The organism is Hydrogenophaga sp. A37 (assembly GCF_002001205.1).
Taxonomy (GTDB): Bacteria; Pseudomonadota; Gammaproteobacteria; order Burkholderiales; family Burkholderiaceae_C; genus Hydrogenophaga.
On record NZ_MUNZ01000073.1, the window covers coordinates 48619 to 71847 of the forward strand.

Annotated in this window: 22 protein-coding genes; 12 read left to right on the top strand and 10 right to left on the bottom strand. The window is 67.1% G+C overall.

What is annotated here, in order from left to right; translation table 11 throughout:
• Positions 1 to 7: 7 nt before the first annotated feature.
• On the bottom strand, positions 8 to 970 hold the full coding sequence (puuE, locus tag B0E41_RS05850) for an allantoinase PuuE (protein ID WP_077329876.1): 963 nt from the start codon (positions 968 to 970) through the stop codon (positions 8 to 10).
• Positions 967 to 1635 carry a GntR family transcriptional regulator gene (locus B0E41_RS05855; RefSeq protein ID WP_077329878.1) on the bottom strand — a complete coding sequence of 223 codons (669 nt, stop codon included), beginning with the start codon at positions 1633 to 1635 and terminating at the stop codon, positions 967 to 969. The genes puuE and B0E41_RS05855 overlap by 4 nt, the downstream gene beginning before the upstream one ends.
• 71 nt (positions 1636 to 1706) lie before the next feature.
• On the opposite strand from B0E41_RS05855, the gene uraH reads away from it, so the two are divergent.
• Positions 1707 to 2060 carry a hydroxyisourate hydrolase gene (gene uraH / locus B0E41_RS05860; RefSeq protein WP_077329880.1) on the top strand — a complete coding sequence of 118 codons (354 nt, stop codon included), beginning with the start codon at positions 1707 to 1709 and terminating at the stop codon, positions 2058 to 2060.
• 194 nt (positions 2061 to 2254) lie between these two features.
• Here uraH and B0E41_RS05865 read toward each other — a convergent pair whose 3' ends face one another.
• Entirely contained in the window at positions 2255 to 2713 is a 459-nt protein-coding gene (locus B0E41_RS05865; RefSeq protein ID WP_143433689.1) for a hypothetical protein, read from the bottom strand.
• A gap of 297 nt (positions 2714 to 3010) precedes the next feature.
• Between B0E41_RS05865 and xdhC the strand changes: the two genes are divergently transcribed.
• The 4 genes from xdhC (at position 3011) to fghA (ending at position 7258) form a co-directional block, all read left to right on the top strand.
• Positions 3011 to 3826: a xanthine dehydrogenase accessory protein XdhC gene (xdhC, locus tag B0E41_RS05870; protein WP_077329882.1), complete on the top strand. Its 816-nt coding sequence runs from the start codon at positions 3011 to 3013 to the stop codon at positions 3824 to 3826.
• 190 nt (positions 3827 to 4016) lie between these two features.
• Positions 4017 to 5213: a urate hydroxylase PuuD gene (locus B0E41_RS05875; protein WP_077329884.1), complete on the top strand. Its 1197-nt coding sequence runs from the start codon at positions 4017 to 4019 to the stop codon at positions 5211 to 5213.
• A 72-nt stretch (positions 5214 to 5285) separates the two neighbouring features.
• The gene (locus B0E41_RS05880) at positions 5286 to 6392 is read left to right on the top strand and encodes an S-(hydroxymethyl)glutathione dehydrogenase/class III alcohol dehydrogenase (RefSeq protein WP_077329886.1); all 1107 of its coding nucleotides are present in this window, start codon (positions 5286 to 5288) and stop codon (positions 6390 to 6392) included.
• 2 nt (positions 6393 to 6394) lie between these two features.
• Entirely contained in the window at positions 6395 to 7258 is an 864-nt protein-coding gene (gene fghA, locus B0E41_RS05885) for an S-formylglutathione hydrolase (protein WP_077329888.1), read from the top strand.
• A 12-nt stretch (positions 7259 to 7270) separates the two neighbouring features.
• On the opposite strand, the gene B0E41_RS26480 is transcribed toward fghA, so the two are convergent.
• The 7 genes from B0E41_RS26480 to B0E41_RS05925 form a co-directional block, all read right to left on the bottom strand.
• Entirely contained in the window at positions 7271 to 8056 is a 786-nt protein-coding gene (locus B0E41_RS26480) for an anti-sigma factor (protein ID WP_143433688.1), read from the bottom strand.
• A 10-nt stretch (positions 8057 to 8066) separates the two neighbouring features.
• Positions 8067 to 8588: an RNA polymerase sigma factor gene (locus B0E41_RS05900; protein WP_077329894.1), complete on the bottom strand. Its 522-nt coding sequence runs from the start codon at positions 8586 to 8588 to the stop codon at positions 8067 to 8069.
• 10 nt (positions 8589 to 8598) lie between these two features.
• Positions 8599 to 8991 carry a hypothetical protein gene (locus B0E41_RS05905; protein ID WP_077329896.1) on the bottom strand — a complete coding sequence of 131 codons (393 nt, stop codon included), beginning with the start codon at positions 8989 to 8991 and terminating at the stop codon, positions 8599 to 8601.
• A gap of 114 nt (positions 8992 to 9105) precedes the next feature.
• Positions 9106 to 10797, bottom strand: coding sequence for an AMP-binding protein (locus B0E41_RS05910; protein WP_077329898.1), 1692 nt, complete (start codon positions 10795 to 10797; stop codon positions 9106 to 9108).
• Between the two features lie 151 nt (positions 10798 to 10948).
• A complete protein-coding gene (locus tag B0E41_RS05915; protein ID WP_077329900.1) occupies positions 10949 to 11896 on the bottom strand; it encodes a homoserine kinase in 948 nt (315 codons plus the stop codon).
• Positions 11893 to 13176, bottom strand: a complete 1284-nt coding sequence (locus B0E41_RS05920) for an aspartate aminotransferase family protein (RefSeq protein WP_077329902.1) — start codon at positions 13174 to 13176, stop codon at positions 11893 to 11895. The genes B0E41_RS05915 and B0E41_RS05920 overlap by 4 nt, the downstream gene beginning before the upstream one ends.
• Before the next feature lie 96 nt (positions 13177 to 13272).
• Entirely contained in the window at positions 13273 to 14793 is a 1521-nt protein-coding gene (locus B0E41_RS05925; RefSeq protein WP_077329904.1) for an APC family permease, read from the bottom strand.
• A 161-nt stretch (positions 14794 to 14954) separates the two neighbouring features.
• Between B0E41_RS05925 and B0E41_RS05930 the strand changes: the two genes are divergently transcribed.
• The 7 genes from B0E41_RS05930 (at position 14955) to B0E41_RS05960 (ending at position 23226) form a co-directional block, all read left to right on the top strand.
• Complete coding sequence (locus tag B0E41_RS05930; protein ID WP_171984680.1) at positions 14955 to 15950, top strand: helix-turn-helix domain-containing protein; 996 nt, start codon at positions 14955 to 14957, stop codon at positions 15948 to 15950.
• A 697-nt stretch (positions 15951 to 16647) separates the two neighbouring features.
• Entirely contained in the window at positions 16648 to 18108 is a 1461-nt protein-coding gene (locus B0E41_RS05935; protein ID WP_077329961.1) for an NAD-dependent succinate-semialdehyde dehydrogenase, read from the top strand.
• 14 nt (positions 18109 to 18122) lie between these two features.
• The gene (locus B0E41_RS05940) at positions 18123 to 19487 is read left to right on the top strand and encodes an aminotransferase class III-fold pyridoxal phosphate-dependent enzyme (protein WP_077329908.1); all 1365 of its coding nucleotides are present in this window, start codon (positions 18123 to 18125) and stop codon (positions 19485 to 19487) included.
• Positions 19484 to 20770, top strand: coding sequence for a Tm-1-like ATP-binding domain-containing protein (locus tag B0E41_RS05945; protein WP_077329910.1), 1287 nt, complete (start codon positions 19484 to 19486; stop codon positions 20768 to 20770). The genes B0E41_RS05940 and B0E41_RS05945 overlap by 4 nt, the downstream gene beginning before the upstream one ends.
• Positions 20767 to 21426: an HAD-IA family hydrolase gene (locus B0E41_RS05950; RefSeq protein ID WP_077329912.1), complete on the top strand. Its 660-nt coding sequence runs from the start codon at positions 20767 to 20769 to the stop codon at positions 21424 to 21426. Before B0E41_RS05945 ends, B0E41_RS05950 begins: the two co-directional genes overlap by 4 nt.
• A 33-nt stretch (positions 21427 to 21459) precedes the next feature.
• Positions 21460 to 22386, top strand: coding sequence for a 4,5-DOPA dioxygenase extradiol (ygiD, locus tag B0E41_RS05955; RefSeq protein WP_253194635.1), 927 nt, complete (start codon positions 21460 to 21462; stop codon positions 22384 to 22386).
• A 138-nt stretch (positions 22387 to 22524) separates the two neighbouring features.
• Positions 22525 to 23226 carry an alpha/beta hydrolase gene (locus B0E41_RS05960; protein ID WP_077329914.1) on the top strand — a complete coding sequence of 234 codons (702 nt, stop codon included), beginning with the start codon at positions 22525 to 22527 and terminating at the stop codon, positions 23224 to 23226.
• Positions 23227 to 23229 lie beyond the last annotated feature (3 nt).

Genomic DNA, 23229 nt, shown 5'->3' on the forward strand with positions numbered 1-23229 from the left:
GTTCATCTCAAACGGCCACGGGGTGCGTGGCCTTCCAGTGCCGCGCGATGTCGAGGCGGCGCGCCACCCACACCTGGTCGTGCGACTGGATGTGGTCCAGGAAACGCTGCAGCGCCGTGATGCGGCCCGGGCGGCCGAGCAGGCGGCAGTGCATGCCGATGCTCATCATCTTGGGCCGGTCCAGGCCCCCACGGTCGATGTCCGGGTCGCCTTCGGCATAGAGCGCGTCAAACGTGTCCTTCATGTACTGGAAGAACGGGTCGGCGTGCGAGTACCCCTGGGGCAGGGCGAAGCGCATGTCGTTGCAGTCCAGCGTGTACGGCACGATGAGCTGGTGCGCGTCGCTGCCGTCGGTCTTGCGGACTTTCATCCAGAACGGCAGGTCTTCGCCGTAGTAGTCGCTGTCGTACTCGAAGCCGCCGAAGTCGGCCACGAGGCGGCGCGTGTTCGGGCTGTCACGGCCGGTGTACCAGCCCAGCGGGCGCTCGCCCGTGAGCCGCTGGAGGATCGCCATGGCCTCGGCCATGTGGGCGCGCTCGGTGGCCTCGTCGATTTGCTGGTAATGGATCCACTTCAGCCCGTGGCAGGCGATGTCGTACCCGAGCTCTTTGAAGGCCGCGGTCAGCTCGGGGTGTTTTTCGAGCGCGGTGGCCACGCCAAACACCGTGAGCGGCAAGCCACGCTTTTCGAACTCGCGCAGCAGCCGCCAGACGCCGGCTCGCGAGCCGTATTCGTAGATGCCTTCCATGCTGATGTGGCGGTCTGGGAACGAGGCCGGGTTGAACATTTCAGAGAGGAATTGCTCTGAGCCCGCGTCGCCATGCAGCACCGAGTTCTCGCCGCCTTCTTCGTAGTTCAGCACGAACTGCACGGCAATGCGTGCGCCGTTGGGCCAGCGCGCATGGGGCACGTCGCGGCCGTAGCCGACCAGGTCGCGGGGGTAGGGCAGTGTGGAGTCGTAGACGGTCATGAGGAGAGCGCGAGGGAGATGTCGTTGCTCGGCAGCTTGCGGTCGAAGGTCAGGCCTTCTTCCACATGCATCAGGTGTTGATTCATCAGGCGCACGGCGCCTTCTTCGTCTTTCGCCGCCAGGGCCTTGACGATGGCGGCGTGCTCTTCGTTGGAGTGTTCGGCCGCGTTGGTGCTCTGGTACATCAGCGTGATGAGGGCGCAACGCGAGATCAGCTCACGCAAGAGTTCTGCCAGCACCTGGTTGCCCATGAGTTCGGCCAGACGAACGTGGAAGTCACCCAGCAACTCGGTGCGTCCCGACACGTCCTGTTGGTCCACCGCCCGTTTTTCCTGGGCCACATGGTCGCGCAAGGCCTTGATCTTGCTTGGCGTGACTTGTCTGACAAAGGCGCGCGTCATCTCGGTCTCCAGCATGCGGCGCACGGCAAAGACCTGCTGGGCTTCCTCAACCGAAGGCGCGGCCACGAAGGCGCCACGCGCCGGCTCCAGCCGGATCAGTCGGTTCTGCGAGAGCTGGAACAAGGCCTGGCGGACCAGGGTGCGTGAAACGCCGAAGTGGTCGGCCAGCTTCTGCTCGGCCAGCTTGGTGCCAGGGTGCAACCGGTGCTCCACGATGGCCTTGGTCAGGGACTCGACGATCAAGCGGGTGCTGGAGGTTTCCATGCGGGCATCATAGTCAGAAAAACAAAAAGTGTATACACTTTCAGTCGACTGAATTCAACCTGGAAAAGACAATGGGCCTCAGCACACATGTTCTGGACACGATGAATGGCTGCCCTGCGGCGGGCATGGCGGTCGAGCTCTACACCACCGACGGCGACGTGGCCACGCTGGTCAAACGCTTCGCGCTCAACGCCGACGGCCGCAACCCGGACGGGCCGCTGTACGACAACACGAACCTGAAAAAAGGCACCTACCGCCTGGTGTTCGACGTGAAGGGCTATTTCGCGGCCCAGGGCGTGGTCTTGCCCGAGCCCAATTTCCTCAACCGCGTGGCACTCGATTTCGGCGTGGCCCACACCGACCAGCACTACCACGTGCCGCTGCTGGTGAGCCCGTGGAGCTATTCAACATATAGAGGAAGTTAACCCCCCGCGCCGCTTCGCGTCACCCCCCAGGGGGCGATGCGAGTGGCCCGGCAAAGCCGGTTCCACCGCATCCTGGGTGAAGGCACGGTCTCCGGCGAGCGCTGTGTGAGCCCAGAACGCGGCGGAACCGGCTTTGCCGGGCCGCACCGCGTTGCCCCCTGGGGGGTGACGCCGCAGGCGGCGCGGGGGGAGCCTTATTTACTGCGTTGCCCTTCGGTCAGCGTGTCGAGCTGGAAGTTGCCGCTCTTGTCCCAGAGCCACACCTCGGTGTAGGTCACGCCGCCCAGGCGCACCGGGGCGGGGAAGGGAGAGGCTTCGTACACCGTGCGCTCGATTTCCAGCACCACATCGGGCGCATGGCTGGGCGCCCGCATCCAGTTGAGGCGCCGCACCAGGCCCCGGTTGTCGAGTTCGACCTGCAGCACGCCGACCGCGTGCATCAGGGGTGGCATCTTGCCTTTGAAGATGCGGTGGGCGTTCTTGCCGTAGAGGTGGCGGGCGCCGTCCTGGCGGTATTCGCGGGGCGTGATCGCCTCCGACACCAGCGTGGGCGGGGGAAGGGCGTCCGCGATCGGGGCATCGATCACCGGGGGCAGGTCGGGCACCGACATGTCGGCTGGGGGCTTGGGCGCGGCGCAGGCCACCAGCAGCATGGCGATGCAGACCCCCAGCAGGCCGGCCGTGCGCTGGAGAAGTGCGGGCCGGTGCGCTGAGAACGAGGGAGAGGTCGGTGATGTGCTCATGGCGGTCTTTGGGTGGTGCTTCCAGGCGGTTCGGTGGTGCCGGAGGGCCGCCCTGTGGCCGCTCCGGCCCGGGACCATACGGGCAGAGAGATGCAGTGTATGGGGCTTTGCCCGCCCGCCCAAGGGGGGTGCCGGGGGATACTGCACGCTCGCGCCCCAGTTGACGTTTTCTCCCGGATTTTTTTGGCTCGCACGCCACACACGCCCATGGAACTGGAGTCTTTTTTACTGCACCTGGCCCTGGAGCCCGCCGTTCTGGTGACGGTGGTGCAGGCGCGTGGCTCGGTGCCGCGCGAGGTGGGTGCGTGGATGGCGGTCTGGCCCCAGGGGCAGGTGGGCACCATCGGCGGCGGTCACCTGGAGTGGGACGCGGTGCGGCAGGCGCGCGAGCGTCTGGCCTCAGGCGAAGGCAGCACCTGGGAGCACAGCGTCACGCTCGGCCCCAGCCTGGGGCAATGCTGCGGCGGCGCGCTGCGGCTGCGTTTCGAGCCGGTGGGGCCCACGCAGGCCGATGCGCTGCGGAAGCGGCTGGCGCCGACACTGACCCCGCTGGCGTTGTTTGGCGGGGGGCACGTGGGGCGGGCGATTGTGCAGGCGCTGGCGCCTTTGCCGTTTGCCGTGCACTGGATCGACAGCCGCGACGGCGTGTTTCCGGAGCCGCCGCCCATGGGTGTTCAGGTCGAACACTCCGATCCGGTGCAGGCGGCGGTGCGCGAGCTCCCGGGCGGCTCGATGGTGCTGATCATGAGCTTCTCCCACGCCGAAGACCTGGACATCGTGGCGGCCTGCCTGCAGCGCCAGCGCGCGCAGGACGACCTGCCGTTCGTGGGCCTGATTGGCAGCCGCACCAAATGGGCGACGTTTCGAAGGCGGCTGTCGGAGCGCGGCTTCACCGCGGGCGAGCTGGACCGCATCACCTGCCCCATCGGGCTGCCGGGCATTGTGGACAAAGCCCCGGCCGTCATCGCCGCGGCGGTCGTGGCGCAGTTGTTGCTAGTTCGTGACACCGCCGCCCCGGCCTGAGCCCGTCGCGGGGGTGGGGATTTCACGGGCTGTTCTGTCTTCAAAAAGTGTATACACTTTGAGCTCAGGTCGCAGCGGAGCTGGGGTGTCTTTCTGGTGGAAAGCACGCCATCGCGGCCCTCAGTGAACTCAGAGCGCCCGCGGTGGTGAGTTGCAAACCCTGACGGCAGTTCCGTCATGTTGAGGTGCCATGGAAACCTACCTGCTCGATTGGGCCAACCTGCTGGTGCGCTGGCTGCACGTGATCGTCGCCATCGCCTGGATCGGCTCTTCCTTCTACTTCGTCTTTCTCGACAGCAGCCTCACGCCGCCCGAAGACGAACAGCTCAAAAAAGACGGCGTCAGCGGTGAACTCTGGGCCCTGCACGGTGGCGGCTTCTACCACCCGGTCAAGTTCTCGGGCGCACCGCCCAAGCTGCCCCAGCACCTGCACTGGTTCTACTGGGAGAGCTATTCCACCTGGCTCTCGGGCTTCGCGCTGTTCCTCATCTCCTACCTCTGGAGCCCCAGCGTCTACCTGATCGACCCGCGCATCATGGAATGGTCACCCGCCGGCGCCATTGCCGCCGCGCTGGCGTTTCTGGTGGTGTTCTGGCTGCTCTACGACGCGATCTGCCGCACGCTGGGCCAAAGCAAAAACGGCGACGCCAAGGTCGGTGCGCTGGTGCTGGTGCTGGTGTGCATTGCGGCCTACGCGGCCACGCAGATGTTCGCCGGGCGCGCCGCCTTCCTGATCGTGGGGGCCATGCTCGCCACGACCATGAGCGCCAACGTGTTCTTCTGGATCATCCCCGGGCAGCGCACCGTGGTAGCCGACATCCAGGCCGGGCGCCCGATCGATCCGATCCACGGCAAACGCGGCAAGCAGCGCAGCGTGCACAACACCTACTTCACGCTGCCGGTGCTCTTCGCCATGTTGAGCAACCACTACAGCTTCACCTACACCCACCCGCAGAACTGGCTGATCCTCATCAGCATGATGTTCGCCGGCGCCGCCATCCGCCAGTTCTTCGTCATGCGCCATGGTTTCAAGCTCGGCCGCAACGCCCACCCCTGGCCTTACGCCGCCGTGGGCGTGGTGGTGTTGCTCGCGCTCATCGTCTGGCTCAGGCCCGCGCCGGTGGCGAATGTGGCCATGCCTGAGACGGTGAGCTATGCACAGCTCAAGCCGGTGATCGAGCAGCGCTGTGTGATGTGCCACGGCGAGGCCCTGCAGTCCAAAGGGGTGCGGCTGGACCAGCCCGCCGCGGTCCAACAGCACGCGCAGATGATCTACCAGCAGGTGGTGCTTATGAAGGCCATGCCCCTGAACAACGCCACCGGCCTGACCGACGCAGAGCGTGCCCTGTTTGCGCAGTGGTTCCTGGCCGGCGGAAAAACCGAGTGAAGGCCCGGCCCGGCGGGCGTGTTTGATCTGCGTTAACCTCGGTGCCGCCGTCACAACACCGAGCCCAACACCATGAAAACCAAAGCCGCCGTCGCCTGGAAAGCAGGCCAGCCCCTGACCATCGAAACCGTGGATCTTGAAGGTCCGAAGTTCGGCGAAGTGCTGGTCGAGATCAAGGCCACCGGTATCTGCCACACCGACTACTACACCCTCTCGGGCGCCGACCCGGAAGGCATCTTCCCGGCCATCCTCGGCCATGAAGGCGCGGGCATCGTGGTGGACGTGGGCCCCGGCGTGACCTCGCTCAAGAAGGGCGACCACGTCATCCCGCTCTACACGCCCGAATGCCGCCAGTGCAAGTTCTGCCTGAGCCGCAAGACCAACCTGTGCCAACTGATCCGAGGCACCCAGGGCAAGGGCCTGATGCCCGACGCCACCAGCCGCTTCAGCATGGACGGCCAGCCCCTCTTTCACTACATGGGCACCAGCACCTTCAGCAACTACACGGTCGCCGCCGAGATCTCGCTGGCCAAGATCCGTGAAGACGCGCCGTTCGACAAGGTCTGCTACATCGGCTGCGGCGTCACCACCGGCATTGGCGCCGTGATCTTCACCGCCAAGGTGGAGGCGGGCGCCAACGTGGTGGTGTTTGGCCTCGGCGGCATCGGCCTCAACGTGATCCAGGGCGCCAAGATGGTGGGTGCCGACAAGATCATCGGCGTCGACCTGAACCCGGCGCGCGAAGCCATGGCGCGCAAGTTCGGCATGACGCACTTCATCAACCCCAAGGACCACGCCAACGTGGTCGATGCCATCGTGCAACTCACCGACGGCGGTGCCGACTACAGCTTCGAGTGCATCGGCAACACCAAGGTGATGCGCGACGCGCTGGAGTGCACGCACAAGGGCTGGGGCCGCAGCATCATCATCGGCGTGGCCGAGGCCGGCGCCGAGATCAGCACGCGCCCGTTCCAGCTTGTGACCGGTCGCAAATGGGAAGGCTCGGCCTTTGGCGGCGCCCGCGGCCGCACCGACGTGCCGAAGATCGTGGACTGGTACATGGAAGGCAAGATCAACATCGACGACCTGATCACGCACAAGCTCAAATTGGAAGACATCAACAAAGGCTTTGATCTGATGAAGAGCGGTGAGTCGATCCGCTCGGTGGTCGAGTTCTGACCATGGCCTTCGACCGCCTTGAACTGCTCAGCGAACACGGCAGCTTCGGCGGCGTGCAGCGCTTCTACAAACACGCGTCGAGCGAGATCGGCCTGCCCATGCGCTTTGCGCTGTTCCTGCCGCCGCAGGCGCTCGCCGGGCAAACCGTGCCGCTGCTCACCTTCCTCGCGGGCCTCACCTGCACCGAAGAGACCTTCACCATGAAGGCCGGCGCGCAGCGTGTGGCGGCGCAGCTTGGGCTGGCCTTGCTGATGCCCGACACCAGCCCGCGCAACACGGGCGTGGACAGCGAAGACCACCACTGGGACTTCGGGGTGGGCGCCGGTTTCTACCTGGACGCCACGCAGTCGCCCTGGTCGGGCCACTGGTGCATGGAGAGCTATTTGCTCAAGGAGCTGCTGCCAGCCGTGACGGCAGAGTTCAAGCTGAACAGCGGGCGCATGGGTCTGTTCGGCCACTCCATGGGCGGCCACGGTGCGCTCACGCTGGCGCTGCGCCACCCGGGTGTGTTCCAGAGCCTGTCGGCATTCGCGCCGATCTGTGCACCCACAAAGTGCCCGTGGGGCCACAAGGCTTTCACCGGCTATCTCGGGCAAGACGAAAGCACCTGGGTCGAACACGATGCGAGCCTGTTGATGGGCGCGCAGAAGGCGGCGCCGTACCCCGGCGGCATCCTGATCGACCAGGGCCTGGCCGACAAATTCCTCGCCGAGCAGCTGTACCCCGAAGCCTTTGAAGCCGCCTGCGCGCAGGTCGGCCAGCCGCTGACGCTGCGGCGCCACGCCGGCTACGACCATGGCTACTACTTCATCAGCAGCTTTGTCGAAGACCACCTGCGTCACCATGCCCAGGCCCTTCAAGCCTGAGCGGTGCGGTGATCAGGGGCGCAGTTGCCGGTGGCTCGCGTCGGCAAGCCGGGCCAGGGTCTCTCGCGGCAGGTTGCCGCTGAGCGCGTAGCCCAGCCGGTCTTCGATCCAGTAGAAGGTTTCGGTGTCACCCGAGCGGGTGAAGCGGAAGGCGGCGGCTTCGGGTGCGGTGGAGCCCCCCAGCGCTGACACATGCAGCGTGACCCGTTCACCGGCGCCGTTTTCGTACATGAACAGGGCCCGCGCCTCGCCGTTCTGGCCGGGCAGCAGCCGCCCGCCGACCAGCGAGTAGCCCTGGTCTTGCAGCAGCGGGGCCTTCAGCGGGGCGCCCAGGCGCTTGGAGAGCCACTGCACCAGATGGACCTGTTCATTGGCACCAACCTCCACCGGATGGCGTTTCTCCGGCAGGTAGACGACATGGGCCACCCGAGCCTCCTGCACAAACCCGGGCAGTGCCTGCGCCATCGGCACCGGCGAGCGGTCCAGCGACCCCCACCATGAACCGCCCGCAAACCCCAGGGCCAGCAACACGCTGGCGGCCAGCGCCTGCGCGGCGCTTCCCCAGCGTTTCGGGCGGGCGGCGCGCGCCAGCGCCAGCGGCACAGGGGCGTCGAGCACGTCCCGCTGCAGGGCCTGCAGGCCCAGGCGCTGCGCTTGCCAGGCCTGCGTGCGGCGAGCGTGCTCGGGGTGCGCCAGCAACCATTCGGCGACCGCGTCGGCGCGCTCGGGGGACAGCTGCCCGTCGACCCAGGCGTGCAGCTCGGCTTCGCTGACGGTGGCGGTGGCTTCGGTGTTCATGGCAGGTGGGTCAGGAGACGATTTTCAAACGGGGCGCCGGCGTCTGGGCGGTGGGTTCACCACTGGTCAGGCCGCGCAACTGTTCGCGTCCGCGAGAGAGGCGGGACATGACCGTGCCCACTGGCACGCCCAGCACCTGCGCCGCCTCGGCGTAGCCCAGTTCTTCCACGCAGACCAGCAGCACCGTCTCCCGCAGCACCGGGCTGAGCGCCGCCAATGCCTGTTCCAGGTCCAGGCGCTCAGGGGTGCGGGCAAAGGGGTCGTGGCTGGGCTCGTTGCCCTCGTCGAGCGCCACCGATTGGCGCTCGTGCACCTGGTCGCGCACCTGGTTGAGGTACAGGTTGTGCATCAAGGACAGCAGCCAGGCGCGCAGGCCCGAGCCGTCGGCACGCAGCCGCCACAAGGCCCACTTGTGGCACGCGCGCTCCAGTGTGTCCTGCACCAGGTCGTCGGCGCGGCTGGCGTCCCCCGTGAGCAGCCGGGCGTAGCGGCGCAGACGGGGGATGTGGGGCAGCGTGTCTTCGGGGCCCAAGATCGAGGGGTCAGGGCTTGGCCAGACGCCAGACGTTGTTGACGCCGTCGCCGGTCTTGTCGCCGGGCTTGGCGTCTTTGACCCAGTGGTACAAGGGCTTGCCCTTGTAGGCCAGCTGCTGGGTGCCGTCGTCGCGCGTGACCACGCTGTAGTCGCCGGCCGCCGCAGCGCCGCCGGCCATCAGCGGGGGCCAGTTGGTGGCGCAAGGGCCGTTGCAGGTGCTCTTGCCGCTGCCGGCGGTGTCTTTGTCGAAGGTGTAGAGCGTCATGCCGTTGGGGCCGGCGAGCACGCCGTCGCTCATCTTGACGCCGGCCGGGGCGGCCATGCCGCCACCACCGCTGGCACATCCGCCGATGAGGGCGGCACTGAGGGCAAGGACGAGGGCGGTGGTGCGGGGTGTCATGGAAGGCTCCTGAAAGAGGGAAGAAAAAAAGGGCTTGCCTGCGGTAAACACCGCCACAAGCCCTTTTATTCCCTTCCGCGCAAAAAACAATGCGGCGCTCAGCCGCTCAGTCGATCAGCCCTTTTCAAAGATGACGGTCTTGCCGCTGGCCTCCCAGGCCTCGTAGTGCCGGGCGTACAGGTCTTCGATGCGGTTGCGCTTGACCTTGAAGGTGGGCGTGATCACGTCGTTGTCCACGGTCCAGGCGGTGGTGGTCACCACCACGCACTGCAGCCGCTCGTGCGGGTCCAGCGTCGCGTTGATGGCCTTCACGTGTTGGGCGAGCGAGGCTTCGAGCTCGGCACGGCCTGCCGTGTCTTTGGCCTTGGCAGCGAAGTCGGCGTTGAGCATCACGATGCCCAGCGGCTGGCCCAGGTTGGCGCCGGTGACCACGCAGGCCTCCACCGCTTCGTGCATGACCAGCTTGTCTTCGATGGGCGAGGGCGCCACGTACTTGCCCTTGCCGGTCTTGAACAGGTCCTTCACCCGGCCGGTGATGCGCAGCAGGCCCTGCGCGTCGATGGCGCCCTTGTCGCCGGTCTTGAGCCAGCCGTCGGGGGTGAACACCTCGGCGGTCTTTTCGGGTTCTTTGTAGTAACCCATCATCAGCGCCTGGCTGCGCATCTGGATCTCACCGGTCTCGGGGTCGATGCGCTGCTCCACGCCCGGGTAGGCCGGCCCCACCGTGCCTTGCTGGTTCTGGCCTTGCACGGTGATGTGCGAGAGCGCGAGGTTCTCGGTCATGCCGTAGCCCTCGTTGATGCTCAGGCCCAGCTGGCTGTACCAGCTCAGCAGCGCGTGCGGCATGGGCGCCGCGCCGCCAGCCGCGAACGTGCACAGGTCCAGGCCCAGCGCCTTCTTCACCTTGCGCCGCACGAGGCCGCCGATCAGCGGGATGCCCAGCAGCCGCTTGAGCTTGGCCGGCGGCATCTTGTGGTGGATGCCCTGCTGGAACTTGACCCAGAGCCGTGGCACCGAGAAGAACACCGTGGGGCGCGCTCGCTGCAGGTCGGCGGCAAAGGTGTCGAGCGACTCGGCGAAAAAGACGTGCATGGCCGTGCGCAGCCAGCCGTGTTCCACCAGCATGCGTTCGACCACATGGGCCAGCGGCAGGTAGGACAGCATGCGGTCATCGCCGCTGAGCGGGATGCGCTGGATGCCCCGGTCCAGCGCCCACGCGAAGTTGCCGAAGGAGTGCATCACGCCCTTGGGCATGCCGGTCGTGCCCGAGGTGTAGATCAGCGTGGCGAGCTCGTCCTCGGCCCGCACGGGCGAACCCTGCAGCGGCGCGGTGCGCGCGATGATCGTGTCCCAGCCCTCGTGGGCGGCCACCGCGTCGTCCGGCGACAAGGGGTAGCTCATGCAGGGCAGGCCCGCGGGCACGCCAGGCTTCATGTGCGCCCAGCCGTCGAGCTTGCCGATGAAGCAGGCCTTGCTTTCGCTGTGCGTGAGGATCTGTGTGATGGTCTCGGGCGCGAGCGTGGGGTACAGCGGCACCGAGATATAACCCGCCATCCAGATGGCCAGGTCGCTCATCATCCACCAGGCGCAGTTTTTCGAGAGGATCGCCACCTTCGAACCGGGCGCCCAACCCTGCGCTTGCAGGTGGGCGGCCATGCGGCGACTCTGGTCGGCCACCTGGGCCCAGGTGAAGTCTTGCACGGCGCCGCCGCCCATGGGCTGGGTCAGGGCGATGCGTTGGGGGGCGGTCTTTTCCCAGTGGTACAGGCGTTGCAGGGCGAGGTAGTCGGGTGAAATCTTGGTCATGCGGGTCTCCAGGTGAATGCCGGAATCTACCGGGCCTGGCCGGTGTTCGGGCAGCGGGCTTTCCCGCGTGCTTTCTAGAGCGTGCACTCCAGTTTTGCGCGCGACCCTGATCTGGATCAACGGTGGCACGGGCCGTGTGCCGGCCAGAAGCTCAATGGCCTGGCGGGTTCGACAGGTACCGCTGGCAGACATGGCGGGCGGTCGCCACGTAGCGATGGCTGCGTTCCCCTGCGCCTTCTTCGCCCAGACGGGGCACGATCCAACCGACGTAGGTCACGGCCCGCAAGGCCAGGAACAGGTCGAGCGAGCCGGTGTCGATGGACCTGACGCTCAGGTAGCCCTGCAGCAGCGCCTCTTTCAGCTGGGGGAAACGAGGCAGGTCCAGAAACTTGAGCAGCGTGGTGGCGAGATCGAACACCCGATAGCCCCATCCCCCATCGTCGAAGTCCAGGATTCCCATCCGCCCATCGCTGATCAGCACGTTTTCGCGAACCAGGTCGGCATGGATCAGGCCGCGGTCGAGGCCGGCGTCCATCTGGCGCAGGTCTTGCGCCGCCTCGGCTCTGAACGCCTCAAACAAGGCCTTGTCTTCGGCGGACAGCCCGGGATGCGCCCAGAAGCGCCCCCAGAGTGGTGCCTCGCCCACCAGCCCTCCGGCGTCCCAGGCGACGCGCGAAAATTCGGCCGGTTTGACCCAGGCGTCGGAAGCCGCATGGAACAGCGCCATGTCCCGACCCAGGTGCTGGAACAGCACCTGCGCGTCGGCGTCGGAGCAGTCGGTCAGCAGCGTGCCCAGGGTCTGGCCGGGCAGCCAGGTCAGCAGGTCGACCAGATGGCCGTCCACCTGTTCGAGCAACCGCCCCTTGATCGAAGGAACCGGTCTCGGCACCAGAATCCCCGCTCGATCCAGTGCCGCCATCCACTGCAATTCGGATTCGAGTTCGATGCGGGTCCGGTAGCCGGGGCGCTTGAGGCGCAGGGCGTAATCACCGGCGTCATCGGTGACCCGGTAGACCTGGTTTTCCCGGCCGGCGATGAACCGCAGGCGCGCACCACCCAGGCCCCATTCGGCGGCCGCCGCCTTGGCGAGGTCCGTCATGGCTGTGGCGCCAGTTCGGCCAGCACCTCGTCCAGCGTCTGCACCAGCAGGCCCAGGTGTTCTTCCGAAAAGGTCATCGGCGGGCGGATCTTGAGGGTGTTCTTGTGCCGCCCCAGCTTGGACAGCAGCACGCCCCGCTCGCGCATCGCCTCCACCACCTGGTCGGCGAAACCGGAGGCGGGCTCCAGCGTGGTCTTGTCCTTGAGGAACTCGACGCCGAACACCATGCCGCTCTGGCGAACGTCGCCAATGACACCGTACTTGCTGGACAGTTCGGTCAGCGCCTGCGCGGCCAGGGCACCGATCTTGGCGGCATTCGCCTGCAGGTTGCGCTGCTCGATCTCTTCCAGCACGGCCATGGCGGCGGCGCAGGCCACGGGGTTGCCGCCAAAGGTGTTGAAGTACCGGTAGGAGCCGCGGAAACGGTCCATCACCTCCGGCCGCGTGACCAGACCCGCCACCGGGTAGCCGTTGCCCATCGGCTTGCCCATGGTGACCACGTCGGGCGTCACACCCTGCTTCTGGTGCGCCCAGAAATGGCTGCCGCTGCGCGCAAAGCCCGACTGCACCTCGTCGCAGATCAGGAGGCCGCCGGCCTCCCGAACCACCTGCTCTGTCGGGCGCAACCAGCCGGGAGCCTGGGTGGGGAAGCCTTCATTGAGGAACAACGGGCACACGATCAGCGCCGCGAAGCCGATGCCCGAGCGCTCGTGTTCGTCGATCTGCTCCTGCACCTTCGCCGCAAAGCGCAACCCCTGAGGGTCATCGATGCGCAAGCTGTCGGGCGCCTCGACATGGCGCACGTACTGGTTCAGCCCGTAGCCGTATTTCGGCGCATTGCCGGTCGACAGTTGGCTGACCAGGCTGGTGTTGCCGTGGTAAGTGGCGTCGGTGGCAATGACACCCCGCTTGCCGGTCATCGCTTCCGCCATGCGCAGTGCGATGTCGTTGGCCTCGGAGCCGGTGCAGGTCAGCAAGGCGTTGGTGAGTTCGCCGCCATAGGTGGACGTCAGCTTCTCGGCGTAGTTCACCAGGTTCTCGTGCAGGTAGCGGCTGTGCACGTTGAGCTGCGCGCTTTGCGAACAGATGGCCTCCACCACCCTGGGGTTGCAGTGCCCGACGTGGGGCACGTTGTTGTAGCAGTCGAGGTAACGACGACCTTCCGCATCCCACAGCCACACGTCCTCGCCCTTCACGATGTGCACCGGTCGCAGGTAGAAAGTGGAGACGTTCGGCCCGAGCAGGGCCCGCCGCTTCTCCAACAGTTCGGTTTGATTCATTTCAGTGTTCCATCAAGGCAGTCAACCAGAAAAAACAAGTGCTGGCGCCCCCGGCGCCAGAACTTCTTCAGCGAATGCGTCCAGACAAGGACGCCTTCAGGAGATCACGTCCTGGATCAGCTCTTTGTTTTCCTTGTGGCGTGCGATGGCAAAGAAGTAGCCCAGCACGAGCACACCAAAGGGCATCAGCGCCATGAACCAGCCCAGACCGTTCATGGCCCAGGAGGTCGTGGTCGGGTCCATGCCTTCGGCGACCGCCCCGGTCAACAGGCCAAACCGCGCCAGCAGGAGGTAGAGCCCGACCGACAGGCCGACGGTGGCCAACACCGGCGCAATCAGCGACTGGAAGATGTTCGCGTCACCGGGCACACGGCGGAACCAGGCGATCACCGCCAGACAGACCAGGATCTCGATCAGCAGGATCGAGACCACCGCCAGACCGGAGAACCAGAAGAACATGTTGAGGATCGGGTCCAGGCCTGCCACCGCAAAGAGCGCAATCACAGCAGCGGTGATCACCGAGACGATGATCGATCCGGCCGACGGCGCACCGCGCTGGTTGACCTTGGCCAGTGCGGCGGGCAAGGTGCCGCCGCGGCCCAGGGCAAACAGGTAGCGCGCGGCGGAGTTCTGGAACGCCAGCATGGCGGCAAACAGACTCGAGAGCACCAGGGCCTTCATCAGCGCAGACAGCCAGTCACCCACATACTGGCCCGCCAGCGTGAACAGCACATTGGCGGGATTGACCAGGGGCGCACCGTCGACCGACGACAGCTCGACCACACGGTCCATCACCTTGCCAGCGCCGAGACCGCTCACCACCGCAAACGAGGTGAAGGCGAACAGCACGGTGATCAGCACCACGGCGACATAGGTGGCCAGCGGCACGGTGCGCTTGGGGTCGATCGATTCTTCGCCGTAAATGGCGGTGGCTTCGAAGCCCACGAAAGAGGCGAACGCGAACGCCAGGGCGATGCCGGCGGAACCCGCAAGACCACCTGCCAGGATGTTGGCCGGGCTGAAGGACGCCGCAAAATTCCACCCCTCCGGCCCACCCTGCACGAAGATCGCCACCGAAGTGACCACCAGGCTCAGGAGCTCAAGCCCCATCAACAGACCCAGCACGTGCGCACCCACGTCGACGCTGCGCAGCGACAGCCAGGTCACGGCGGCCCACGCCACCAGTGACCATCCCCACCAGGGCAGCCCCCCGACCTGCTCGGCCATCAGCCCGCCGAAGAAGCCGAAGATCGACAGGTGAATGGCCAGGTAGGCCAGCAGGGACACGAAGGCAGAGCCCACCCCCAGGTGCAAACCCATGCCGCGACCGATGTACGCGAAGAACGCGCCGGAGTTCGTCACCTGGTGGCTCATGGCGGCGTAGCCCACGCTGAACAGCAGCAGGATCAGACCCGCCAGCAGGTAAGCACCCGGCGCGGCAGCGCCATTGCCCAGCAGGATGGCGGCGGGCAGTGCACCGGTCATGCCCACCAGCGGTGAGGCGGCGGCGACCACGAAGAAGACGATGCCGATCACCCCCAGCCGACCGGAACGCAGGGACTGCTCGGTGCCCGGGTCTGACCCGGACGGTGAAAGTGAAGTAGATGCGGTTTTCATGGCTGTTCCTCGTCGTTGTGTCTGTGTGATCCGTGCCACCGGCACGCAGCGCCAGGGGGTGGACGGATGCTAGGGACGCACTGCCAAACGGGTTATCAAAACTGCGCACGATGTGGCCCGGGTTTCTCCCAATCGGCCTTCCTGCTGCTACGCTGCGCGCCATGAGCGACCCCATTGACGAGGCCCAAGAAGACGCTGAAGCGCCTGGCTGGGCACACTCCCTGCTGACCTTCGACATGGACGCCCACGCCAGGGCCCAGGGCGACTGGGCCTTGCATTACGAACAGCTCTCCAGCGGCCGCTTTCGTGGCGAACTGTCCCTGGTGGAACTCGACGGGGTGCGCCTGACCGAAGAGAAGACCAGCCTCGCGCTGCGCCAGCGCGGGCGGCTGGGCGAGCAGGTCTACGGGTTTGCGATGTCGGTGGCGCCCACCGGGGATGTGTACTTCGATGGCCGCAAGGTCCACCCGGACGCCATCCTCTGCGGCAGCGGGCGCGAGATCGATTTCGTCACGCCGCCGCAGCATCACCTGATCGCCTTGACGGTCGAGCGCAGCCTGCTCAACGGGCTCTGGGAGCACATGTACCAGAAGCCGCTGGCCACTTGGCTGGAGCATCAGGTCGATCTGCTGCCCACGCCCGAGAGTGCCACCGCACTGCGCAGCAAGCACCAGCAAGCACTGAAAGAGGCGCTGGCGCTGGCACAGCATTTCACCGACGCATCGCACCTGAATCAGCTGCGCGACGACATCCTGATCGAATGGATCGAGGCGTTACCGCCGAGTGTGGACATCTCCGATCTGAATTCGCTGGCACGGCGCAAGCGCATGGTGGACAAGGCCTGCGAGCTGATGATGGCCAACCCCGACGAGCCGCCTTCGATCCTGGCCGTGTGCAGCCGTGTGGGGGCGAGCCGTCGCAAGCTCAATTACTGTTTTCAGGACGTGCTGGGCACCTCGCCCACGCAGTATTTGCGGGCGTTGCGGCTCAACGGCGTGCGGCGTGGCCTGCGCGAAGCCGGGACGGGCGCGACGGTGCAGGACGTGGCCGCGCGCTGGGGCTTCTGGCACCTGGGCCAGTTTTCGCTGGACTACAAGAAGCACTTTTTCGAGCTGCCGTCGGAGACGCTGGCGCGCGCCCGGAAGAGCAGGGGCTGATCGTTCGGGTTGTTCTTTTTGTTGGTGTGTGGGTGTTGTTTTCGCTGGGGAAGCACCTCGCGTGCTGCGGCAGGCGCTGTGCGGTGGGGGCTCATCCGGGGTGGTCGGCTGCGCCGACTTCGCTGCGTCCACCTGTCTGGGGCCGGCGCGGCCAAACTCGCTGCGTTCGCTTGCGCTCTCTTCGCTCAAACAGTGGCCGCGAGTCAGTTGACGAGGCGCGCACTTGCGCGCCCGGCCCCAGACAGGCGGACACAGCCACCCCGGAACATCGCCCCCACCGCACAGCGCCTGCCGCAGCATGAAGCGTTGGGTATTCCACCGGTTGCGCGCCAACACGTTGTTTGCCTAGGCGTGTGCGCTCAGGCCGCAGCGCGCCTTGTGAGGCGCCGAGAAGCGCAGTGGCCGTGGCCGCGCGCGCAGCGCGCTTCATCAACTGATTCGTCGCCATGTCTGAGCAGAGAGAGCGAAGCGAACGGAGCGAGTTTGGCGACGGGGCCACGACCGCGAGCATCGCAGGGCAGTCGGTGCGCAGCGCCGGCCGCCTCACTCAAGCGTTGCGGCCTGAGCGCACACGCCTTGGCCGCGAGGTTCCGCGAGCGAGACACACAGTGAGACAAAGAACCTGGGGTAAACCCGTAAGCCAAGTTTGCGCATTTCCGATCACGCCCAACAGGCGGTGACCGGCACAGTGCGCAGCATGACCTCTTCCTACCCTTCCCTGGCCCTGCACGTGGCCGGCCAGTGGCTCACACAAGCCTCCGGGGGCGAACGCCCCGTGATCAACCCCGCCGATGAGAGCGTGCTCGCCCGGCTGCCGCTGGCCGGCCCCACCGAGCTGGCGGCGGCCGCCGAATCGGCCCGGCGCGGCTTTGAACAATGGCGCCGTGTGCGCCCGCACGACCGCTACGTGGTCCTGCGCCGCGCGGCCGAGCTGCTGCGCCAGCGGGTGGACCAGATTGCCACCGTGCTCACGCTCGAACAAGGCAAGCCGCTCGCCGAAGCGAAGCGAGAGGTGCTGCTCTCGGCCGACATCATCGATGTGCAGGCCGAAGAGGGCAAACGTCTGTATGGCCGCACCGTGGCACCACGCGTCGACGGCATCCTCTCGCACACCGTCGCCCGCGTGCCGGTCGGTCCGGTGGCGGCGTTCACGCCCTGGAACTTCCCGGTCAACCTGCCCAGCCGCAAGCTCGGCAGTGCGCTGGCCGCAGGCTGCAGCGTCGTCATCAAACCGGCCGAAGAAACGCCGGCCAGCTGCATGCTGCTGGTGCGCTGTTTCCTCGACGCCGGCGTGCCCGGCGACGCGATCAACCTCGTCTGGGGTGACCCGGCGCTGGTGTCGTCGTTCCTGATCGAGCGGCCCGAGATCGCCAAGGTCTCGGTCACCGGCTCGGTGGCCGTGGGCAAGCTGCTGGGTGAGCAGGCCGCGCGCCATGTCAAGCGTTTCACCGGCGAGCTCGGCGGCCACGCGCCGGTGATCGTGTGCGAAGACATGGCCGAAGGCGCTGGGCTCGACTTCGTGCTCAAGCAGTCGGTCACCGCCAAGTACCGCAACGCCGGCCAGGTCTGTGCCTCGCCGATCCGCTTCTACGTGCCGCGCGCGCAGCTCGCCACCTTCAGCGAACGCTTCGCCGCCGCTGCGCAGAAGCTCGTGCTGGGCTCCGGCCTGGACGCCGCCACGCAGATGGGGCCGCTCTCGCACGCGCGCCGCATCGAGGACATGGAGCGCTTCGTCGACGACGCCGTGGGCCAGGGCGCACGTCTGCTCACCGGCGGCCACCGCGTGGCGCGCCCGGGCTTCTTCTTCGAACCCACCGTGTTCGCCGATGCGCCCGCCAGCAGCCGCGTGATGCAGCAGGAGCCCTTCGGCCCCATCGCTGTGATCCAGCCCTACGACACGCTGGACGCCGCCATCGAAGAGGCCAACGCGCTGCCTTACGCGCTCGGCGCCTACGCCTTCACGCGCGACCTGCACACCGCGCACCGGCTGGGCGAAGCGATTGAGGCCGGCATGGTCGGCATCAACCACTACGGCGTCTCGCAGCCCGAGCTGCCCTTTGGCGGCCACAAGGAAAGTGGCCTCGGCCAGGAGCAGGGCGCCGAGGGCATCACGCACTACACCGAGATCAAGACCATCACGGTCGGAAGACCTTTTTGAACAAGGAGACGCACATGAACACCATCGAACAACTCAAAGCAGACAACGGCCAGTTCCAGTGGCACCCCATGGCGCACCCGGCGGCGATGAAGAAGGCCAAGCCCGACATCGTGGCGCGCGGCGAGGGCTGCTGGATCTGGGACGTGGACGGCCACAAGATGCTCGACGGCGTGGGCGGCCTCTGGGCCAGCAACCTGGGCCACAGTGCCAAACCCGTGCGCGACGCCATCGTGGCCCAGCTTGACGAGCTGCCCTTCTACAACACGTTCCGCGGCACCTCACACCCGCGCGCCATCGAGCTCTCAGCCCGGCTGGTGAAGCTGATGGAGCCCGACGGCGTGTCGGCCGTGATGTTCTCCAGCGGCGGCTCCGACGCGGTGGAGACCGCGCTCAAGCTGGCGCGCCAGTACCACAAGCTGCGCGGCGAGAAAGACCGCTTCAAGTTCATCAGCCTGCGCCAGGGCTACCACGGCGTGCACTTTGGCGGTATGAGCGTCAACGGCAACACCAACTTCCGCCGGGCCTACGAGCCGCTGCTGCCTGGCTGCTTCCACATCGACACGCCCTGGCTCTACCGCAACCCCTACAGCGACGACCCGCTGGAGCTGGGCGAGATCTGCGCCGAGCTGCTGGAGCGCGAGATCGTGTTCCAGGGGCCGGACACCGTGGCCGCCTTCATTGCCGAGCCGGTGCAGGGCGCGGGCGGCGTGATCGTGCCGCCGGCCAACTACTGGCCGCTGGTGCGCAAGATTTGCGACAAACACGGCGTGCTGCTGATCGCCGACGAGGTGGTCACCGGCTTCGGCCGCACCGGCCATTTGTTCGGCACACGGATGTGGGGTGTGAACGCGGACATGTGGTGCCTGGCCAAGGGCATCAGCTCGGGCTATGTGCCGCTGGGCGCCACGGCCATCTCGGCCAAGGTGTCTCAGGTGTTCAACGACGACAAGACCGGCCAGGCCGCCGTGGGCCACGGCTACACCTACAGCGCCCACCCGGTGGGTGCCGCCGCCGCGCTCGCCACGCTGGACGAAATTCAACGGCTCGACGTGCCGGGCAACGCAGGGCGCGTGGGCGCGGTGTTGCAGGAGCGCCTGCGCAAGCTGGAGACCAGCTGCAGCTTCGTCGGCAACGTGCGTGGCGTGGGGCTGATGCTGGGCATCGAGATGGTCGACGACAAGGCGCTGCGCACGCCCATGCCGCGCAGCAGTGACATCCCGGCGCGCGTGGCCAAAGAGGCCTACCAGCGCGGCCTGATGGTGCGCATCTCTGGCCCCAACCTCATCCTCTCCCCGCCGCTCGTGATCTCGCTCGAAGAGATCAACCACCTGTGCGACACGCTGGAGGCCGCCTTCGCTGCGGTGGAGGCGACGTTGTGAGCCCGACAAAGGCGGACCGCGCGCCCGTCATCCTGCTGATCGGCACCGTCGACACCAAGAGCGACGAGATGGCCTTCCTGCGCGAGTCGGTCGAACACTGCGGCGGCACGGCCCTGGTGATGGACGTGGGCGTGCTGGGCAAGGGCGGCTTCACGCCCGACATCCTCAACACCGAGGTGGCGGCGGCCGCGGGAGTGACCCTGCAGCAGGTGATGGAGACCGGCGACGAAAACACCTCCATGAAGCTCATGGCCGACGGCGCCGCCCTGATCGCCAACCAGTGGTACCTCGAAGGCCGCTTCGACGGCCTGCTGGCCCTTGGCGGCACCATGGGCACCGACCTCGCGCTGGACGTGACCAACCGCCTGCCGTTGGGCGTGCCCAAGGTCGTGCTCTCGACCATCGCGTACTCGCCGCTGATCCCGCCCGACCGCATTCCGCCCGATCTCATCATGCGGCTCTGGGCTGGCGGCCTGTACGGCCTGAACCGCCTGTGCAAGTCGGCGTTGAGCCAGGCGGCGGGCGCTGTGGTGGGCGCTTGCCTGGCGCGCGGGGTCGAGCACGATCCGCGCCCCGTGGTGGGCATGACCTCGCTCGGCAGCAGTGCGCTCTCCTATATGAAGAAGCTCAGGCCCGCGCTGGAAGCGCGTGGCTATGAGCTCGCCGTGTTCCACACCACCGGCATGGGCGGCCGCGCCTTCGAAGACCTGGCGCAACGTGGCTACTTCGCCTGTGTGATGGACTTCAGCCTGCAGGAGCTGGTGAACGATCTGGCCGGCAGCTGCGTGAGCGCCGGAGCTGAGCGCCTGCTCGGCGCAGGCCGCGCCGGTGTGCCGCAGATCGTGGCGCCCGGTGCCACCGACATGGTGGACTTTGCGGCCTGGACGCGTTGCCCCGAGCGTTTCGCCGGGCGACCTGTGCACGACCACAACCGCCTGATCGCCTCGGTCTGTGTGGACCACGACATGCGCCGCAGCGTGGCGCGCGCCATCAGCGACCGCCTGGCCGAAGCCACTGGCCCCACCTGCCTGCTGCTGCCCACGGGCGGCGTGGAGCAGTGGGACCGCCCGGGTGAAGCCCTGCACGACCCCGAGGGCCTCAAGGCGTTTGTGGACGAGATGTGCCACGTGGTCTCGCCCGACACGGTGTTCCAGCCGGTGGACGCCCACATCAACGACGAGGCCTTCGTGCAGGCCGCACTCCAGGTGTTCGATGCCTGGGTGGCCGCCGGTCTGGTGCCGCCGGGGGTGATCGACGCCCAAGACGAGCGGAGGGCGGCATGAGCGAAGCATCAACGGCACAGGCACTGGTGCTCGACTTCGGCGGCGTCATCAGCCGCATGCTGTTCGAAACGCATCCCCTGACCGAACAGGCACTGGGCCTGCCGCCCGGCACGCTCACCTGGAAGGGCCCGTTCGACCCCTCCACCGACCCGCTCTGGCAGGCCATGCAGGCCGACCAGCTGAGCGAGCGCGACTACTGGATGGCCCGCACCCGCGAGGTCGGCCGTCTCGTTGGCGAAGAGTGGGACTCGATGGAGACCTTCGTGCAGCGCGCGCGCGGCGCCGATGTGGAAGCGGTGATCCGGCCCGAGGCGGTGGCCACCATCGAGGCAGCCAAGGCGGCCGGCAAGCGCCTGGCCATCCTCTCCAACGAGCTGGACCTGTTCTACGGCGCCGACTTCCGAAGCCGCCTGCCATTGCTTCAGCACTTCGAGCTGATCGTGGACGCCACCTACACCGGCATCCTCAAACCCGACCCGCGCGCCTACGCGGCGGTGACCGAAGCGCTGGGGCTGCCCGCCAGCGCCTGCGTGTTCGTGGACGACCAGAAACGCAATGCCGACGGCGGCGTGAAAGCCGGCATGCAGGTGGTGCACTTTGATGTGCTGCAACCCGCCGCGTCTTTTGCGAAGGCGCGGGAACTGTTGGGGCTGTAGGTGTTCCCAATGGGTCATCATTCCGCCTCGAACATGACCTCAGACCACAAACTTCCCCGCCGCGCGCTGGTGGCCGCCACCGGCGTCAGCGCTGCCTTGCTGACCCTGGGCGCCTGGTTGCGCCAGATCCCGAACGCCCAGGCCCAGACCCTGCCCAGCACCCTCCCGCTCATGACCGGCCCGGCCCCGGCCCTGTTCATCGGCCATGGCAGCCCGATGAACGCGATACAGAGCAACCGCTTCACGCAGACCCTGACCCAATGGGGCGAGGCGCTCGGCCGGCCCAAGGCCATCCTCATGGTCTCGGCGCACTGGCTGAGCGAGCGCGACACGCGCGTGTCCACGACCGCGAAGCCGCCGATGATTTACGACTTCGGTGGTTTTCCCAAACCGCTGTACGAGGTGCAATACCCCGCACCGGGTGCGCCGGCCGAGGCGCTGAGGGCCGCCGCCCGGCTGGCGCCGCGTCTGGTGGGGCAGGACGCCGCGCGCGGTTTCGACCACGGCACCTGGAGCGTGCTCAAGCACCTGTACCCGGCGGCCGACGTGCCGGTGTTCCAGCTCTCCATCGACATCACCCGCGATGGCGCGTTCCACCTCGCCCTGGGCCGTGCGCTGGCCGCGCTGCGCAGCGAGGGCGTGATGATCGTGGGCAGCGGCAACGTGGTGCACAACCTGCGCATCCTGAGCCGCGACGCCGGGGAAACCGACAGTGCGAGCCAACCCTGGGCGCAGGACTTTGACCTGGCCGTGAAGCTGGCCATGGACGCTGGCGACACGAAGGCCCTGGCCGGTTGGGAAGGCCTCACCGAAGGCGCCCGCACGGCGGTGCCGTTTCCGGACCACTATTTCCCCATGCTCTACGCGGCCGGCGCCGCGCAGTCGGGCGAGAAGCCGCGCCATGTCTTCGAAGGGTTCCACGAAGGCACGTTGTCGATGCGCTGCGTGCAGTGGGGCTGAGGCGCGCGTTCCGGGGGAACGACCCTGGACCCGGCGATGTACACCGAGCTCAAAGGCCAAGTCGACGAAGACATCTGGAACGAGGGCGGACGCCGCCGCTGAGCGGCTGCCGGCCCTGTGTCGCGTTATGCTGGCGCCATGAGCCCGAACCCCTCCATCCAGCTTCGCGAATTCGTCACCGGTGGTGACCCCGCCGCCCAGCCCGCGGCCAGCATCATCGTGCTGCATGGCCTGGGCGCCGACGGCAGCGACTTCGTGCCTATTGCGCAGGAGCTTGACCTCAGTGCCATCGGCCCGGTGCGCTTCGTGTTCCCCAACGCGCCGGTGCGGCCGGTCACGATCAATGGCGGGTACGAGATGCGTGCCTGGTACGACATCCATCCGCCCAGCACCGACCCCGCCATCCCACGCCATGAAGACGAGGCGGGCCTGCGCGGTGCCCAGGCCATCGTGCAGGCCCTGATCGACCGCGAGACCGGGCGCGGCGTGCCGCCCGAGCGCGTGGTGGTCATGGGCTTCTCTCAGGGCTGCGTCGTCACGCTCATGGCCGGGCTGCGCGCGCCTCAGCGGCTGGCCGGGCTGGTGGGGCTCTCAGGCTACCTCGCACTGGCCGAGCACACCGCCACCGAAGTCCACCCCGCGAACCGCGCCACGCCGATCTTTCTGGCCCACGGCGAAGAAGACGACGTGGTGGTCATGGAGCGCGGCACCGCGGCCCGCGACGCGCTGACATCGCTCGGTTACGCGGTGGAGTGGCACAGCTACCCGATGGGGCACTCGGTGTGCCCCGAAGAGGTGACCGACCTCAACGCCTGGTTGGTGGCCCGCCTGGGCGCCTGAGGC